Source organism: Nocardia sp. CDC519, assembly GCF_059509835.1.
In genome coordinates this window covers 506,402-522,327 of sequence record NZ_CM183377.1, presented here as the reverse complement: position 1 = coordinate 522,327, position 15,926 = coordinate 506,402, and the positions used below count along the sequence as shown (strand labels likewise).

General features: G+C 65.2%; 14 protein-coding genes. 6 read left to right on the top strand and 8 right to left on the bottom strand.

Annotated elements, in window-relative coordinates; genetic code table 11:
• Window positions 1-284: 284 nt before the first annotated feature.
• On the bottom strand, window positions 285-1,448 hold the full coding sequence (locus tag AC5W7N_RS02175) for a steroid 3-ketoacyl-CoA thiolase (RefSeq protein ID WP_163813992.1): 1,164 nt from the start codon (window positions 1,446-1,448) through the stop codon (window positions 285-287).
• A 187-nt stretch (window positions 1,449-1,635) separates the two neighbouring features.
• Here AC5W7N_RS02175 and AC5W7N_RS02170 point away from each other — a divergent pair, with 187 nt between their 5' ends.
• Window positions 1,636-2,907, top strand: coding sequence for a cytochrome P450 (locus tag AC5W7N_RS02170; RefSeq protein WP_163813993.1), 1,272 nt, complete (start codon window positions 1,636-1,638; stop codon window positions 2,905-2,907).
• Between the two features lie 67 nt (window positions 2,908-2,974).
• Here AC5W7N_RS02170 and AC5W7N_RS02165 read toward each other — a convergent pair whose 3' ends face one another.
• From AC5W7N_RS02165 to AC5W7N_RS02145, 5 genes are read right to left on the bottom strand one after another with little or no spacing between them, the layout of a single operon-like run.
• Window positions 2,975-3,403, bottom strand: coding sequence for a nuclear transport factor 2 family protein (locus AC5W7N_RS02165; RefSeq protein WP_036532703.1), 429 nt, complete (start codon window positions 3,401-3,403; stop codon window positions 2,975-2,977).
• A 15-nt stretch (window positions 3,404-3,418) separates the two neighbouring features.
• Window positions 3,419-4,294, bottom strand: coding sequence for a TIGR03619 family F420-dependent LLM class oxidoreductase (locus AC5W7N_RS02160; protein WP_163813994.1), 876 nt, complete (start codon window positions 4,292-4,294; stop codon window positions 3,419-3,421).
• Window positions 4,291-5,460, bottom strand: coding sequence for a thiolase family protein (locus tag AC5W7N_RS02155; protein ID WP_163813995.1), 1,170 nt, complete (start codon window positions 5,458-5,460; stop codon window positions 4,291-4,293). Before AC5W7N_RS02155 ends, AC5W7N_RS02160 begins: the two co-directional genes overlap by 4 nt.
• Window positions 5,457-6,524, bottom strand: coding sequence for a thiolase family protein (locus AC5W7N_RS02150; RefSeq protein WP_175585903.1), 1,068 nt, complete (start codon window positions 6,522-6,524; stop codon window positions 5,457-5,459). The genes AC5W7N_RS02155 and AC5W7N_RS02150 overlap by 4 nt, the downstream gene beginning before the upstream one ends.
• 12 nt (window positions 6,525-6,536) lie before the next feature.
• The gene (locus AC5W7N_RS02145) at window positions 6,537-7,553 is read right to left on the bottom strand and encodes a Zn-ribbon domain-containing OB-fold protein (RefSeq protein ID WP_416383080.1); all 1,017 of its coding nucleotides are present in this window, start codon (window positions 7,551-7,553) and stop codon (window positions 6,537-6,539) included.
• 61 nt (window positions 7,554-7,614) lie between these two features.
• Here AC5W7N_RS02145 and AC5W7N_RS02140 point away from each other — a divergent pair, with 61 nt between their 5' ends.
• The gene (locus tag AC5W7N_RS02140; RefSeq protein ID WP_195020547.1) at window positions 7,615-8,652 is read left to right on the top strand and encodes an LLM class F420-dependent oxidoreductase; all 1,038 of its coding nucleotides are present in this window, start codon (window positions 7,615-7,617) and stop codon (window positions 8,650-8,652) included.
• 66 nt (window positions 8,653-8,718) lie between these two features.
• Here the strand turns inward: AC5W7N_RS02140 and AC5W7N_RS02135 are convergent, their stop codons facing one another.
• The gene (locus AC5W7N_RS02135) at window positions 8,719-9,984 is read right to left on the bottom strand and encodes an MFS transporter (protein ID WP_163813997.1); all 1,266 of its coding nucleotides are present in this window, start codon (window positions 9,982-9,984) and stop codon (window positions 8,719-8,721) included.
• Complete coding sequence (locus tag AC5W7N_RS02130) at window positions 9,984-11,435, bottom strand: DUF4135 domain-containing protein (RefSeq protein WP_195020548.1); 1,452 nt, start codon at window positions 11,433-11,435, stop codon at window positions 9,984-9,986. The genes AC5W7N_RS02135 and AC5W7N_RS02130 overlap by 1 nt, the downstream gene beginning before the upstream one ends.
• A gap of 437 nt (window positions 11,436-11,872) precedes the next feature.
• Here AC5W7N_RS02130 and AC5W7N_RS02125 point away from each other — a divergent pair, with 437 nt between their 5' ends.
• The 4 genes from AC5W7N_RS02125 to AC5W7N_RS02110 all read left to right on the top strand — a co-directional run bounded on the left by AC5W7N_RS02125 (window position 11,873) and on the right by AC5W7N_RS02110 (window position 15,911).
• Window positions 11,873-11,995, top strand: a complete 123-nt coding sequence (locus AC5W7N_RS02125; RefSeq protein WP_256673307.1) for a hypothetical protein — start codon at window positions 11,873-11,875, stop codon at window positions 11,993-11,995.
• A gap of 129 nt (window positions 11,996-12,124) precedes the next feature.
• Window positions 12,125-13,324: a TfuA-like protein gene (locus tag AC5W7N_RS02120; RefSeq protein WP_163813999.1), complete on the top strand. Its 1,200-nt coding sequence runs from the start codon at window positions 12,125-12,127 to the stop codon at window positions 13,322-13,324.
• Window positions 13,299-14,504 (top strand): YcaO-like family protein, encoded by a 1,206-nt coding sequence (locus tag AC5W7N_RS02115; protein WP_495923156.1) that lies wholly within the window; start codon window positions 13,299-13,301, stop codon window positions 14,502-14,504. The genes AC5W7N_RS02120 and AC5W7N_RS02115 overlap by 26 nt, the downstream gene beginning before the upstream one ends.
• Window positions 14,505-15,911 (top strand): hypothetical protein, encoded by a 1,407-nt coding sequence (locus AC5W7N_RS02110; RefSeq protein ID WP_163814001.1) that lies wholly within the window; start codon window positions 14,505-14,507, stop codon window positions 15,909-15,911.
• Window positions 15,912-15,926 lie beyond the last annotated feature (15 nt).

Genomic DNA, 15,926 nt, shown 5'->3' with positions numbered 1-15,926 from the left:
CTGAAAACCTACGCCTGATTCCGAATTTCCTTGAAGCTTCCAGGTCGGTATCCAGTGCAGAGGTTCCGAGCGTGGCGTTTGCGGGTTCCACCAACGGCTCTTGTGGAGCCGTCCGGCCAGCAAGTTCTAGCCCGTCGCGGGGGTCTTGCCGGTCGGACGTGCGGTAGCCGCAAGTTAGCTGACATCTCATCTAGTCCTCTGTACCGGACTTTGTGTGGCGTACGACACGTTTTGCCGCCTCCGAGATGAACGTTCAAGTTGCACCAGGGAATTGGTTGAAAGCCCTACAACCGCTCGATGATGGTGCCTGTCGCTAGTGCGCCACCGGCACACATGAGCACCATTGCGATGCTCTTGTCGGAACGCTCCAACTCGTGCAAAGCCGTTGTGATGAGGCGGGATCCGGTGGAACCGACCGGATGGCCGAGGGCGATGGCCCCACCGTTGACGTTCACCTTGTCCATATCCGGCTTGTGCACCGACGCCCACGACAGCGGCACGGACGCGAACGCTTCGTTGATCTCGAACAGATCGATATCGCTCATGCTCATACCCGAACGCTCCAGCAGGCGGGTGGTGGCCTGCACCGGGCCGTCGAGGTGGAACTCCGGCTCCGAGCCGACCAGGCACTGGGTGACGATCCGCGCGCGCGGGGTCAAACCTTCACGGCGCGCGGCATTTTCGTCCATCAGCAGCACCGCTGCGGCGCCGTCGGAGATCTGCGAGGAGGTGCCTGCGGTGTGGATGCCGCCCTCGAGTACCGGCTTCAGTCCGGCCAGGCTCTCGGCGGTGGTCTCGCGCAGACCCTGATCCCGGCTGACCTCCATCTTCTCCCCGGTGAGGTTCCCTTCCTTATCGGCGACCGGAGCGGTCACGGTGAGCACCTCGCGATCGAAGCGGCCCTCGGCCCAGGCCTGGGCGGCCAGGCGCTGCGAGCGCACGCCGAGCGCGTCGACGTCTTCGCGGGTGATGCCGCGCCGCTTGGCGATTCGCTCGGCGGCCTCGAACTGGTTGGGCATATCGATATTCCACGACGCGGGCCGGCGCGGGCCCGCGTGCTCACCGACGTTGGCGCCGAGCGGAACCCGGCTCATCGCCTCCACGCCGCAGGCCATGCCGATCTCGATGGCGTCGGTGGCGATGAGCCCGGCGATCAGGTGATTGGCCTGCTGGGCCGAACCGCACTGGGCGTCGATGGTGGTGCAGCCGACCTGCCAGGGCAGTCCGGCATGCAGCCAGCCGACCCGGGTGACGTTGTTGGACTGCTCGCCGGCTTGGGTGACGCATCCGCCGATGACCTGCTCCACGAGGGCGGGGTCCAGATGGGCGCGCTCGAGCAGGCCGCGCTGGGCGAGGCCGATGAGCTCGGCCGCGTGCAGGCCGGACAGCCAGCCGCGACGCTTGCCGATGGGGGTGCGGGCGGCTTCGACGATGACGGGTGTACCCATCTCCAACCTTTCCTCGAGGACAGAATTGAAACGTGTTCTTGACACTTGTCACCGGCGGATCTGTCCGGTTTCTTTCCTAGTTTTCCCGCCTGTGCTTCAATAATTGTAGAACGTGTTCCAGTGTTGTCGACGGATGCACCTGGTGCTCGGCTCGGCTTGGTTGCGCACTCTCTGAAGGAGGCCACTGGTGGTAGCCCCTCGAACGGTCCGGCCCGATCTGCCGGACGGATTCGACGTCACCGATCCCGAAATCTATGCCCACCGCGTCCCGGTCGAGGAATTCGCCGAGCTGCGCCGGGCCGCGCCGATCTGGTGGAATCCACAGCCACCGGAAGTGGGCGGCTTCCATGACGACGGATTCTGGGTCGTCAGCAAGCACGCCGACGTCAAGGAGGTCTCGCGGCGCAGCGACGTGTTCTCCACCTATGAGAACACCGCGATCCCGCGGTTCAACGACGACATCACCCGGGAACAGATCGAGCTGCAACGGTTCGTCCTGATCAACAAGGACGCGCCCGAGCACACCAAACTGCGCAAGATCATTTCCCGCGGCTTCACCCCGCGCGCGATCAACAGCCTGCGTGCCGAGCTCTCGGCCCGCGCGGAAGGCATCGTGAAGGCGGCCGCCGAGGCCGGATCCGGCGATTTCGTCACCCAGATCGCGTGCGAGCTGCCGCTGCAGGCGATCGCCGAACTGATCGGTGTTCCGCAGGAAGATCGGATGAAGGTCTTCCGCTGGTCCAATGAGATGACCGGCTACGACGATCCGGACAACGACGCCGATCCGGTGGTGGCGTCCGCGGAAATTCTCGGCTACGCCTACCAGATGGCGGCCGATCGCAAGAAATGTCCGGCCGATGACATCGTGACCACGTTGATCGAGGCCGATATCGATGGCGACAAGCTCTCGGAAGAGGAATTCGGCTTCTTCGTCATCATGCTGGCGGTGGCGGGTAACGAGACCACCCGCAATGCCATCACCCACGGCATGATGGCCTTCCTCGAACACCCCGATCAGTGGGAACTGTTCAAAAAGGAACGTCCGGCCACCGCCGCCGACGAGATCATCCGCTGGGCCACCCCGGTGACGTCGTTCCAGCGCACCGCTCTGGAAGATGTGGAGCTCGGCGGCGTGCAGATCAAAAAGGGTCAGCGGGTGGTCATGCTGTACCGCTCGGCCAACTTCGATGAGGACGTCTTCGAGAATCCGGAGAAGTTCGACATCATGCGCGAGGACAATCAGCATCTGTCCTTCGGCGGCACCGGTGCGCATTTCTGTATCGGTGCGAACCTGGCTCGTCTCGAGGTCGATCTGATCTTCAACGCGATCGCCGATCATCTGCCCGATATCAGCAAGCTCGGCGACGCCAAGCGCCTGCGTTCGGGTTGGCTCAACGGCATCAAGGAATTCCCGGTCGATTACAAGACCTGCCCGGTCACCGGGCAGACCGGCAGCTGAATTCCGTCCACGTACGACGATGCCCCCTCGATCGAATGGATCGAGGGGGCATCGTCGTTTCTGTGCTTCAGGCCGGTCGCGCCGTCTTCATGGCCCGGTCGACCTCCCAATACGCGCGCAATGCGGCGATCTTGCCCGCCTCGTCGACGCGGTAGGTGAACACGCCCTCGGCATCGATCACATGCCCACCGAGGGTGCTGCGGATGAGGCCGGTGAAGGCGACCTCCGAACCGCAGGCGAACGAATCGCCGAACAGGAACTCGATCGATTCGGTGGCCGCGATCGCTTTGTCCCAGAAGGCCGCGATGGCGTCGCGGCCGCGGTGGCCGCGCCCCTCGGGATCGAAACCGGACGGCCCGATCGGATCCTCGACGATGCCGTCCTCGGCGAACAGCTCCAACCAGGCATTTTTATCGCGAGCCCGCACCGCCGCCTGTGAGGCCAGGCCCGCGGCGCGCGCCGGATGATCGGTGATGGGGGAGGACTCGACGGTCATGGTTGCCCTTCCGGCTCAGACGATCGGATCGTCGATATTGGCGGCCGCGAACTTGCGCAGCGATTCCTGCTTGGCCGACAGCTCACCGTCGAACCCGATGCCGTCCATCAGCCACGGCACCACGATCGCGTCGGTGACGCCGGCTCCGGCCAGATCCTGATAGCCCGAGCGGCCGAACTTGTCGATGCACACCGCCTGGATCTCGAACGGCTCCTCGGCCCGGCCGTATTCTGCGCGCAACTGCCGCAGAGTCTCGATGGTCTCGCACAGCTGGTCGAACTTCATCATGGCCGAGGTCCAGCCGTCGCCGACCCGCGCCGCGCGGCGCAGCGCGGCGTCGGTGTGGCCGCCGATATAGAACGGCACCGGTTCGGTCGGCGCCGGACTCATCTGCAACGGATCGAAGTCGAAGAACTCGCCGTGGTACTCGACCATCCCGCCGCCGAGCACCAGCTTGATGACCTCGATCATCTCGTCCACCCTGGCACCGCGCCGCTTGAACGGCACCCCGCACCATTCGAATTCCTCCGGCGCCCAGCCGATGCCCACGCCGAATCCGAAGCGGTTGCCCGACATATTCGCCACCGAGCCGACCTGGCGGGCCAGTAGCAGCGGATTGCGGGAACCGAGCTTGAGCACATTGGTGTAGAAGCGGATGCGGCTGGTCACCGCGGCCATGGCGGTGGCGCCGATCAACGGATCCACCCACGGGGTCTCGGGCCCCCAGAAGCGGCTGCCGTCGGGGGTGTAGGGGTATTTCGCCTCCGCAGTCTTCATGTAGAACAGCGAATCGGGCAGGGCGATGGAGGAGAACCCGCATTCTTCCGCGGTCTTGGCCAGCTCGGGCAGCTGCTCGAGCGGGCTCAGTGCGATGCCGAGGGTGAACTTCATGCCGGACGCTCCGAACCGACCACCCACATCGAGAAGTACTGCGAGCCACCACCATAGGCGTGGCCCAGCGCCCTGCGCGCGTCCTCGACCTGGTAGGCGCCGGCCCGGCCCATCACCTGTTTGGCGGCCTCGGCGAAACGGATCATGCCGGAGGCGCCGATCGGGTTGGACGAGAGCACGCCGCCGGACGGGTTCACCGGCAGGGTGCCGCCGATCTCGGTTTCGCCCTTGTCGGTGAGTTTCCAGCCGTCACCGGGGGCGGCGAAGCCCAGGTTTTCCAGCCACATCGGCTCGAACCAGGAGAAGGGAACGTAGATCTCGGCGGCGTCGATCTCGCGGAGCGGATCGGTGATGCCGGCCTGCTTCCACAACGCGGCGGCCGCATCGCGCCCGGCCTGCGGATTCACCTGGTCGCGACCGGCATAGGTGGTGGGCTCGGTGCGCATGGCGGTCGCGTGCACCCACGCCACCTTCTTGCCCGCCGCTTCCACCGCGGCGGCCGAACTCTCGCCACCGATGACCACCGCGCAGGCGCCGTCGGAGGAGGGGCAGGTCTCGTCGAAGCGGATCGGATCCCACAGCATCTGCGAGGCCAGCACCGACTCCATGGTGATATCGGGCTGCTTCAGGTGCGCGTACGGGTTCTTGGCGCCATTGCGCCGATCCTTGGCCGCCACCATCGCGCCGATATGGCCGGGGGCGTTGGAGCGGCGGATGTAGGAACGCACGTGCGGCGCGAAGTAGCCGCCCGCGCCCGCGCCGACGGGCATGGTGAACGGCACCGGAATCGACAACGCCCACATGGCATTCGACTCCGACTGCTTCTCCCACGCCACCGCGAGCACCCGCTCGTGCACGCCGGCCTGCACCAGGTTGGCCGCCACCACGCCGGTCGAGCCGCCCACCGAACCCGCGGTGTGCACCCGCAGCAGCGGTTTGCCCGGGGCGCCGAGGGCGTCGGCCATGTAGAGCTCGGGCATCATGACGCCCTCGAACAGGTCCGGCGCCTTGCCGATGACGATCGCGTCGATATCGGCCATGGTGAGGTCGGCGTCGGCCAGTGCGCGGTCGATGGCCTCGCGGACCATGCCGGCCATCGACACATCGCTGCGTTTCGTCACATGATGCGTTTGTCCGGTGCCGAGCACCGCAGCCGGGAAACTCATCGGCCAGCCTCCGAATCCAGAACGGTCACAAGGTTTTGTTGCAGCGCGGGCCCGCTGGTGGCGTGGGCCAGCGCGCGCTCGGCGGTGCCAGCCATGATTTCGCGCGCCGCGAAGCCGATGCGCTCGAGTCCGGCGGCGAACATCGGATTACCGGCGAGTGCGCCACCGGAGGGATTGATCCTGGTGCGCTTGTCCAGGCCGATCGCCTCGGCCAGGATCAATTCCTGATGACTGAACGGAGCGTGCAGCTCAGCGATATCGAAACCGCTGGTGTCGCCGCCGGTCACCGCCTCGGCGGCGGCCTGCGTCGATGGCGAGACGGTCAGATCACGCCCGCCGAGCATCGACGAGTCGATCCGATGCGCCATGCCGGTGATCCAGGCCGGGCGCTCGCACAGTTCGCGGGCCCGGTCACCCACCGCGAGCACGATGGCCGCGGCGCCGTCGGTGATGGGGGCGCAATCGTGCTCGCGCAGCGGGTCGGCGACGTACGGCGCGGCCAGCAGGTCGTCGATGGAGGCGCCGTCGGCCCGGCGCGCCTGCGAGACCGCGGCCATATCCCGCTCGCTCCAGCGACCGGCGTCCAATCCGGCCCTGGCCTGCAAGCCCGCGATGGACAGCGAATCCGGCCACAGCGGCGTCACCAGATACGGATCCAGCTGCATCGACAGGATCTGGCGCAAGGTGCCTGCGGAGGACTTGCCGAAGCCGTACACCAGCGCGGTGCGGGCCTGCCCGGAACGCAGCTTCACCCACGCCTCGTACAGGGCCCAGGCCGCGTCCATCTCGACATGCGATTCATTGATCGGTGGCACCGCGCCGATCGAGTCGACCGCCGAGATGAACGAGAAGGCCCGTCCGGCAAGGTAATCGGAGGAGCCCGAGCACCAGAAGTCGATATCGGACTTGGTGATGCCGAGCTGGTCGTAGATCTGCTGGAAACACGGTTGCAGCATCTCCACGCCATTGGTGGTGCCGAAGGTCTCCCGCACATGGGGTGCGTGCGCGAAGCCGACGACGGCGATGTCGGTGGCGTTATCGGTCGAACGCTCGGTGATGGTCACTCGGGAGCCCTCTCACAGGTGATGCTTGTAGGTGTCGTAATCGGCATCCGGCTCGCCGGAGGGCTCGAAGTGGTCGACGTTCTCCAGCCCGTAGCCCCACTCCTCGCGCGGCTTCCACACCGCGCGCACCCGCATGCCCATCCGGACCTCCTCGGCCGCGCAGCCGAGCACCAGGTGCAGCACCGGAATGTCGGCGCCGTCGAGCAGCACATAGGCGGCCACATAGGGCGGTTTGATCCGCTGCCCGAGGAACGGCACGTTGACGATGCAGAAGGTGGTGACGGTACCGGTATCGGCCAGCTCGACCATGTCGTCGGTGGGCCTGCCGTCGGTGGGGTTGGCGCCACGCGGCGGGAAGTACACCTTGCCGCCCGCGTCGGTGCGGCCGCCGATCAGCTTGCCTTCCTTCAGCCCGCGCAGATACACCGTCTCCTGCGGAGAGGCGGTGTGCTTGTAGCTCATGTCCACCGGCGTCACCAGCATGGTGACCGGCTCGGCCGCCGGATCGCCGGTTCGTGCACCGGCGGTGGAGGTTTCGCCGGGTTCGAAGCAGGCGATGTCATGGATGGTGCCGGTGGTCTCGGCGGCCCAGCGCGCGCGAACCCGCATACCGGTGCTCATCTGGTCCGGGCTCGCCACGTCCACCGCGTGCAGCAGGGCGGTGTCGGCGCCGTCGAGCTTGATCAGCGCGTAGGCGAACGGCCGGTCGAAGGGCTGACCCGGCAGTGGATCACGCACCCAGCTCCAGGAGACGACCGTGCCCACGTCGGCGACGTCGACGAACTCGCTGAGCGGATCGGCGGTCACCGGATCGTATTCGGCCGGCGGCACCAGGACCCGGCCGTCGGAACCGCGCACGCCGACAACGCGGCGTTGGCGCAGACCGGTCAGGAACTTTCCGATGGTCGGTCCCACCGATCGGGTGTAGTCGAATGTCATTCGCAGCGGCGCGCTGAGTACGTCGCTCGGTTTCAATCCCGGCGGGCGATCCTGCGTGATTGCCGTGGGTGCAGTATTCCCATGAGTCACGATATCGAGTAGAACAGGTTCTTATTCTGCTGGCAAGCAGTCAATGAGAAAGGGGACCGGCATGCGGTTCGGATTGCAGCTCGGCTATTGGGGTGCGGCACCGCCGCCGCATGTCGGTGAACTGGTCGCGGCCGCGGAGGCGGCGGGCTTCGACGCGGTGTTCGCGGCCGAGTCGTGGGGCTCGGACGCCTTCGGTCCGCTGGCCTGGTGGGGTTCGTCCACCAGCCGGGTGCGGCTGGGCACCTCGGTCGCGCAGCTCTCGGCGCGCACGCCAGCGGCGACCGCGATGCACGCGCTGACCCTGGATCACCTCAGCGGCGGCCGCGCCATCCTCGGCCTCGGCGTCTCCGGCCCGCAGGTGGTGGAGGGCTGGTACGGGCAGCCGTTCGCCAAGCCGCTACAGCGGACGAGGGAGTACGTCGACATCGTCCGCAAGGTGCTCGCGCGCGAGGCACCGGTGGTCAGCGAGGGGCCGCACTACACGCTGCCCTACGCTGGTCCGGGCGCCACCGGTCTCGGTAAGCCGCTCAAGCCGATCGTGCATCCGCTACGTGCGGATTTGCCGATCTGGCTGGGCGCCGAGGGGCCGAAGAATGTCGCGCTCACCGCCGAGATCGCCGACGGCTGGCTGGCCATCTACTACGCCCCGCGACTGGCCGGGATGTATAACGAATGGCTCGACGAAGGCTTCGCCCGCGCGGGTGCGCGCCGCACCAGAGAGACCTTCGAGGTCGCCGCCAGCGCCCAGGTGATCATCACCGACGACCCGGCGAGTGAGATCGAACGACTGCGCTGGGTGATGTCGCTCTACATCGGCGGCATGGGCGCGCCCGAACTCAACTTCCACGCCCAGGTCTACCGCCGGATGGGATACGAGCGCGAGGTCGAGGAGATCGGCACGCTGTTCCAGGCCGGCCGCAAGGCCGAGGCGGCGGCCGCCGTGCCCGACGAGATGGTGCTCGACACCACGATCATCGGCAACGAGGACGAGGTGCGCAAGCAGATCGGCGTCTGGGAGGCGGCCGGGGTCACCATGCTGCTGGTGTCGGTGGCCGATCTCGTTCAGCTGCGTCGACTGGCACCACTCGTCCGCTCGTAGAACATGTTGCAGAAGTGCGGGCGGTTAATGTGCTGCCGCCCGCACTTCGGCCGACGATATCGGAGCTCAGTCGTCGACCTCCCACTCCGCAGGCAGGGTTCGGTGCGTACGTAACGGCGACCGGAGCAGCAGCACGATAGGGATGGCCATGACTGCGACGCCGGCCCATAAGGCTGTCTGCGCTGACCATACGCCGGCGACGAACCCGCCGAGCATGGTGCCGAGAGGCGTCGCGCCCTGTGTCACGACCGCGGCCGCAGCGGTGACGCGGCTCAGGTATCGATTCGGTGTGACGCGTGCTCGTAGTCCCGCGACCGCCACCGAACGGCCGACCAGGGCCGTTCCGAGAAGCACCTGGCTGACTGTGATCAGGATGATCGCCTGATCAGTCAGCAGTCCGGCCAACGGCAGAAATACCATCGCGACCGGTGCCAGGCCCGAGAAGACCATCGTCATCCGGATCTCGCCGAACCGTCGTCGCAGCCACGGGCATACCAGCGAGGCGCCGAGCCCGGCGATCGCGCCGACCGTGGACAACGCACCGAACAACCATGGTGCGATGGCGAGGGTGTCGAGCAGGAAATAGGCCATCACCGCCATGAGGATGCCCGCACCGAGGTTGTTCACCGCTGTCTGCCCGAGCAGCAGCCTGAGCAGGGGCTGGCGGAAGACGATCCGGACGCCGTCGGCGATCTCGGCACGGAAGTTGCGCTGCGCTTGCTCCGGCACAGGCGGTTCGACTGGATGAATGCGGCGGACCAGGATCGCGGAAGCGAGCTGGCACATTGCCGCGACACCATAGAGGACGGGCGCGGCGATGGATTGGGCCGCGGCGCCCGCCGCCGCAGGGGCGATGACGCTGATGGAGGTAGACGACGTCGTAAGTCGCGCCTTGGCGTCGGATACCCGCTTCTTGGGCAGGATCAGCGGTAGCACGCTCAGGTGCGCGATCCCGAAGAACACCCCCGCGACGCTCAGGATCACCGCCACCAGCATGAGCTGAACCACAGTCAGCGCACCGGCGAAATAGGCGAGGGGGATACTCGCGAGCGCGATGACATATGCCAGTTCGGCCGCCGACAGTACGGTGCGTTTGGGCAGCCGATCGACCCATACCCCCGCCGGGAGCCCGAACAGTAGATAGCCGATGTTGGCACACATCGCGATGAAGGCCATCTGCACGGGTGACGCGCCCAGTAGGATCACCGCGCTGATCGGTAGCGCGAAACGCGCGATTTCACCCGATGCGTCGCGAAACCCGTTCGCCAGCCATAGGTTACGGAAATCGGCGACCTTCAATACCTCCGTCCGGTCTTCTTCGGCCACCGTCATCACGCCGACACCTCCTTCGCAACTGCCGATCCCGTGCTGCCCGGCGCGGCGAGATGCAGGCCCGAGCCGCACTGCGTCACTATCCGGGCCTGCGCGATCGAGTAGTTGTGGTCGAGAGTCGATAGTCGGTGACAGCATTCGTCGATCGGCGGATGTCGAACCCGACCTACTCGGCCTGTGCCGTCGACGATATGGTCGGTGTGCGGGTCGATCCAGAACAACGGGATATCGCCGCCGAGCAGTTGCCGGGCTTCTGATGCGATGATCTCGGGGCCTACGGTCGTCCGTGAAAACCGACCCAGCTGCTCGACCAATCGATCGAAGATCTCGCGTTGGGAAGCGGTGGATGGCGAAAGGGCGACCATCGCCGACAGCCGCGCGTATCCGGGCGTCGAGTAAACGATCGCCCGGGACAGCGATTCTCGGGGACAGGATCGGAGCACGTCCACCAACGCATGCCGGTTCCGGCGAATAGTCGCGTAACCGTGTGACAGGCCCGCGCGGAACTCCTCGAGGTAACCAGACAGGTTCTGGACGTGGCTGCCGATGCGGGTCGGCTTGCTGGCGAGCCTGGTAGTCATGCGAACGGTGAGGCCGCTGTCCGGCTCCGACGCCTGCAGAGACGGGAAGTTTCTCGAGACGCCGGGTGTGTTGGTCGCCATGAAGCCCGCAGATACTTCCGTCCGAGCGCTCGCGGGATCTTGAAGTAGCAAGGTGGTCAGCACGTTCCGCTCGCGGTCGAAGGGACTGGGGGCGAGTACGGTCTCATCATCGATGATGGCGATGGCGTTGCCGGCGGGCGCGATATTGCCATAGTGTAGATCGACGGTCCCCAGGCAGTCGGTCCCGGCCGCGAAAAGCCCTGCCCGGTACCAGAATTCCTCGCCTGGCATGGTGGCAGGGGATGGAACCGGGACCGCGCTCTGGAGGTACCCGTCGAGTACCGAGATATCAGGTGGGATGTGAACGGACGCGGAGAGCTCGGCCGCATCGAAGAACGCGGTGAGCATGTCGCCGCGCGAGTACCGGCCGGGTTTGTAGTACTGAACCACCTCTGCGCTGGAGACTTTCGTGGTCGTTCGACCGCCACGGTGGGGGTCGCCGAGGCCGGGTTGGATGCGGACTGGTTCGGCGCCGCTCGTAGTCAGCGCTTCGTGCAGACGCGCGGCTTCGTCGAGACAGTGCGATATCTGCGGCTCCACCACGCCGCCCCAGATGGTGGGGTCATCGTCGAATACGCGATAAGCGAGTTCGGGCAGCAGCCGATCGGCATTGCCGATGTGGACCGGGGTATGGGTCTCCTCGGACACGACCGCGATCCGCAGAATCAGGTACCGCAGCCATCCGTGCCGCATCCGGGTGAGGTCGAGGTATTCGGGGACGCGGTGCGCCTCATGGAGGTAGTTGTCGAGTGCATCGAGAACCACCAGGTCATAGTCGGAATATCGCATGAGAACCTCCCCGTTTCTCGCCGGCCGACCCGCGAAGCGGAGATCGACCGTGCTCCCGGATTCCGATGGTAGCCGTGGAGGTGCTCATTGCGGACGTTCGCGCGCCTGCCGCGACTATCAGTGATATGGATCACAAACCGGCCGATGGATGATGCTTCCTCGCAAGCTCAATCGGTTGGTCTCGGCGTGTGAACCGCATTGTGAGTCTTCTATTTAGAGTCATCGAGCAGCGAGTGCCCAGCTAGGGGGAAGATCGTCTCGGAATGGTTTCCGGAACTCTGATCGCAGCGATCCGCATCCGTCCGGTTGCTGAGCAGAAAGGTCACCGACCGTCGCTCGTCCCCACGGAAAGTGCCACTGGTCGTGGTCTGCAAGTCTTGCTAATGTCCGAAGGGTGATCGCTGATCACTCAGTCGAGAACTGAAGGGAGGGAAATCATGAGCACTTCGCTTACTACCACCATTGGGAAGTACATAACTGTCGAGGAATTCGACAAGATCTTCGAGGATCCGACTGCGGTAGTTCGGACCAACGACGCCGCCACGGCCGAGGCCGACTAGGCGACATTCATTGCGGGCAGGCGTTTCGGTTGCCTGCCCGCAATGCATCGGGGGTCGGGGTCAAGAGAGGGAAAAATAGTGGGGGGAAACGTCACGGTTTACGCGGGTCCGACGCTGACTCCGGATGATGTGGCCGAATTCGACTTGAAGAACGGTACGACGACGGTGTTCCGGCCGCCGATCAAGCACGGGGATCTTTTCGGGTCGACACTGGGGGCCGAGGAGACCATTGTCGTCATCGACGGCCTCTATCACCAGAATCCGGCCCTGCGACACAAGGAATACCTGCATGCGTTGGCTATCGGTGCCCGGCTGATCGGTGCGAGCAGCATCGGTGCGATCAGGGGCGCTGAGCTGTCCCGCTTCGGCATGGAGGTCGTCGGAGTGGTCGGCCGGTGGTACCAGCAGGGCGATATCGATTCGGACGCAGACGTCGCAGTCGCGCACCTCGACGAGGAACACGGGTGGCGGCCCTTGAGCGTTCCGTTGGTGAATGTTCGGTATGCCGCGCAACGCAGCGGCCTGGATATTCCCATTGCCGAGAGAACTGTTGCGATCGCCCGCGAAATCTTCTACGCCGAACGTTCCGAGGCAGCACTGGCCAACGCGATCGAAGGCGAGCTCGGTGCGGATGTAGCAGCAGCTGTCCTGCCGGAGCGGAAGCTTCGGACGGAACATGATGTCAAGAAGCTCGATGCGCTCGCCGCGCTACGACGGGCACATTTCGCTGGAGCGGCATCGGAGGACGATGGGGCGCAGCTGATGGCGGCGGCGGATTGGCGAACCCCGTACTTCTATCAGTGGCAGAACAATGCGATCGAGTCGGGCCGGCTGATAGCCAGGGTCGAATATCAGCAGCTTTACCGCACAGAATTCCCTGCGATATGGCTGAAGTACCTGGATTACGTATCCGAAAACCCCTACGATTCCTCACCGGGACGTAGTATCGGCGAGCGGTTCGGATCAATGACCTCGACCGCATCGCTGGACCGGATACCTCAGGTCTTCCTGCCTCGATACAGACTTGCCGATGAGCGGACGGTATCGATCCTGCTATCGGCGGAAACGGCAGCGGATGTATCCCGTGTCTGCCAGGCGCATGTTGCGGAATCGGAACGTAGAATTCCAGGATCCAGACAGCTCAAGGCCGACGTCGCCGACGGCCTGCTGCGTGAGCTGTGGCCATCCCGGTACCCGCTCGAAGAGGAGTGTCGTCGCCGCGGGTTCGCTGGTGTCGGGCCCGCACGGCGCGCATTGCGCCGCTTCATCTTCAGTCATCACGACATAGTCCGGGGGATCTCTGATGGGCACTCTGATCGACGACCGTGAACTAGCGCCGAAGATTCGGCTTGACGGCACCGCGCGAGCACGCACCGCGGACCACACCTGGCTCCGGATAGAACCGCACCTCGAGACTGCGGGCATCACCAGGGTCGCCGACGTCACCGATCTCGACTACGTACGGATTCCTGTGGCGATGGCGGTCCGGCCGCTGTCGGAATCGCTGTCGGTTTCGCAGGGCAAAGGCGCCAGCAGACAGCTGGCGAAGATATCGGCCGCGATGGAATCCCTCGAAACCTGGCATGCGGAGAATATCGGCCTTCCCACGGTGCGCGCGGAGCATTCCAGCGACGATCTGGGCTACGACCTGACAGCGCATTTCGGGAGCCATCTCTGCCGTCCGCTGCTGATGGACGAGGTGCTCGAGTACTACGCGGCAACGACCATGATCTCCGGCGAGCCGATCGCTGTTCCGCGTGGTCTGGTGGACATCAGCTTCGCGCGGTGCGACTTCCAGATGAATCCCTTTCGAGAGACGAGTTCGGGACTCGCATCGGGTAACGAGCCGGATGAAGCCGCACTGCACGGGCTCTACGAGATCTTCGAACGTGACAGCACAGCCCGGCTCGGCGCTCCCGGGGATCGGATCCCGATCGACCCGCGATCGGTGCGGGACACCCACTGCGCTTTCCTGATCGAGCGCATGATGGAAGCCGGGTGGGACCTCACTCTCGATGCGGTACCTTCTCGCTTCGGTGTACCGACATTCATCGCGAGCGTCTTCTCGCACGAGTATCCGCTCGAATGCGCCGGGGCAGGGACGCACGGAGACAGCGCAATCGCGATGAGCCGCGCCCTCACCGAGGCCGCGCAGACGCGGCTTACCGGAATATCGGGTACCCGCGACGATCTGCCGGTGGTGCCGGTATGGGAGCTTTTGGCCGTCGGCCCGCGTCAGATGAACGTCGTCGAGACGCGGTCGGTGCAGGAAGCCGAGGCGGAATGCGGGTTCCGTTCCATCGATGGCGCCACCATCACCGACGATCTCCAGGAAGCGGCACGGCGCGCACTGTTGGTTACCGGGTTCGAGCCGGTCGTTCTGGATCTGACCGCTGCGGGGATGCGGTCGGACCTGGCGGTGGTCAAGGTTCTGTTGCCCGGTGCGGTGGCCGACCGCCGTGGCGGCATACCGGGTCCATCCGAGATGCAGGCACAGCGAGCCGGTTGAATGGCGATGATCAGCGCGGTGCAGGCCGCTTTCATCGTGTCTTTGCCGGTCAATACCTTCGCGATCACAAAGTGCCTGATGCTCGGCCGTCGGGCCTTGAGCTGGAACTTCTCGCCAGTCTTCGGGGTAGCGCTGCCGCATCGACTGGTGCTGATCGGAAACGTCGCTGCTCCGCCGTGCCTCAGCATGGCTCTGCTGGCGCTGCAGGAGCGTGACCTCCTCCGCAACGTCGTCGTCATCGGGTTGTTCGGGTTCTGGTTGCTCTGCAAGAACCTCCGGGTGTCGAACCACTCGTTCCTGGCGGTCGTCACGATTGTCGTGCTGTCGCTGAGCGGCGGCGATCGGGGAGGAGCCGCGACCGCGACGGCGGCGATACTTGCGGCGATGTACGCGGCGGCCGGGATCGCCAAGCTCAACCGCGGCTACCTCCGGGGTGATCGCAGCCTCGGCCGACGCGTTGTCGAGCTGAACCTGAACAACAATTCAGCCTTGCTCGCCCGTACGCCGGATAACCTGCGGCGGTTGCTGAGCTTCGGCGCCATGGTGGTCGTGCCCGGCGCAGAAATACTTCTCGCCCTGGCGATGATCGGTGGCGCGCCGTTGCTGTGGTGTCTGCTCGTCGGCCTGTTGCTGCACTTCGCCTTCGGGATCAGCGGCAACTTCGAATTCTCCATGGTGGCGGCCGCAGTGTGGTTGGCGTTGGTGGTGCTGTCGCAGCCGGTGTCGATGGGACAGATAGTCGAACGCATCGTGTCATCAGGCCCTGGATTCGCCGCATACCTGGTGACGCTGCTGGTAGCGACCAGTGCTTGGCAGTGCACCTGGCAGTACCTCGACCGGCGCGCCGGCCTGGTGAACGAACTGTTCGCGGCGTCGTGCTTCGGCACGCTGGCCTGGATCGCGCTGGTTACGGTTGACGCTGCCGTGACGGTGACTGTGGGGGTCGTTCCCTTGCTGCTGATGCTCGGCGCGACGATAGGCGCGGTGGGAATCGGCGCCCGTCTGGAATTTTCCTTCGCGATGCTGTCCAATTTGCGCCCGTACGGGACCGAGTGGATCTATTTCTTGCCGCGCCCGCAGGGCAAACCTTCGTATTACTTTCTGAAGCTTCCCCAGCGGATCCCGGTGTCAGTACTGGGCGAAGTGCCACCCACATTTCTCAAGGCGGCGACTTCCGGCGAGATGGCCGTGCACCAGGCGACTGCTATCCGGCTGGCCCGCGTGTTCCGCGACCATGGAGCAACTCTGGTTGCCTGCCGAGCGCTCGCGGATGTGAACCGCGGCAGGATGGTGCCCGCGGCGCCGGACGATCCCGCAGCCTGGAGCGATCTGTCCGCCGATCGACAGCGTTGCCTGCTGTTTCCTCCGTTGATCCCGGCTGATCTTTCCGACCCTGTCGTCGGCTGATCCGATGTGTCGGTA

Excerpts from the sequence above, each read along its gene's own strand:
- AC5W7N_RS02175 (WP_163813992.1), bottom strand. The coding sequence starts at position 1,448 with ATGGGTACACCCGTCATCGTCGAAGCCGCCCGCACCCCCATCGGCAAG.
- AC5W7N_RS02165 (WP_036532703.1), bottom strand. The coding sequence starts at position 3,403 with ATGACCGTCGAGTCCTCCCCCATCACCGATCATCCGGCGCGCGCCGCG.
- AC5W7N_RS02160 (WP_163813994.1), bottom strand. The coding sequence starts at position 4,294 with ATGAAGTTCACCCTCGGCATCGCACTGAGCCCGCTCGAGCAGCTGCCC.
- AC5W7N_RS02155 (WP_163813995.1), bottom strand. The coding sequence starts at position 5,460 with ATGAGTTTCCCGGCTGCGGTGCTCGGCACCGGACAAACGCATCATGTG.
- AC5W7N_RS02140 (WP_195020547.1), top strand. The coding sequence starts at position 7,615 with ATGCGGTTCGGATTGCAGCTCGGCTATTGGGGTGCGGCACCGCCGCCG.
- AC5W7N_RS02135 (WP_163813997.1), bottom strand. The coding sequence starts at position 9,984 with ATGACGGTGGCCGAAGAAGACCGGACGGAGGTATTGAAGGTCGCCGAT.
- AC5W7N_RS02130 (WP_195020548.1), bottom strand. The coding sequence starts at position 11,435 with ATGCGATATTCCGACTATGACCTGGTGGTTCTCGATGCACTCGACAAC.
- AC5W7N_RS02125 (WP_256673307.1), top strand. The coding sequence starts at position 11,873 with ATGAGCACTTCGCTTACTACCACCATTGGGAAGTACATAACTGTCGAG.
- AC5W7N_RS02115 (WP_495923156.1), top strand. The coding sequence starts at position 13,299 with ATGGGCACTCTGATCGACGACCGTGAACTAGCGCCGAAGATTCGGCTT.
- AC5W7N_RS02110 (WP_163814001.1), top strand. The coding sequence starts at position 14,505 with ATGGCGATGATCAGCGCGGTGCAGGCCGCTTTCATCGTGTCTTTGCCG.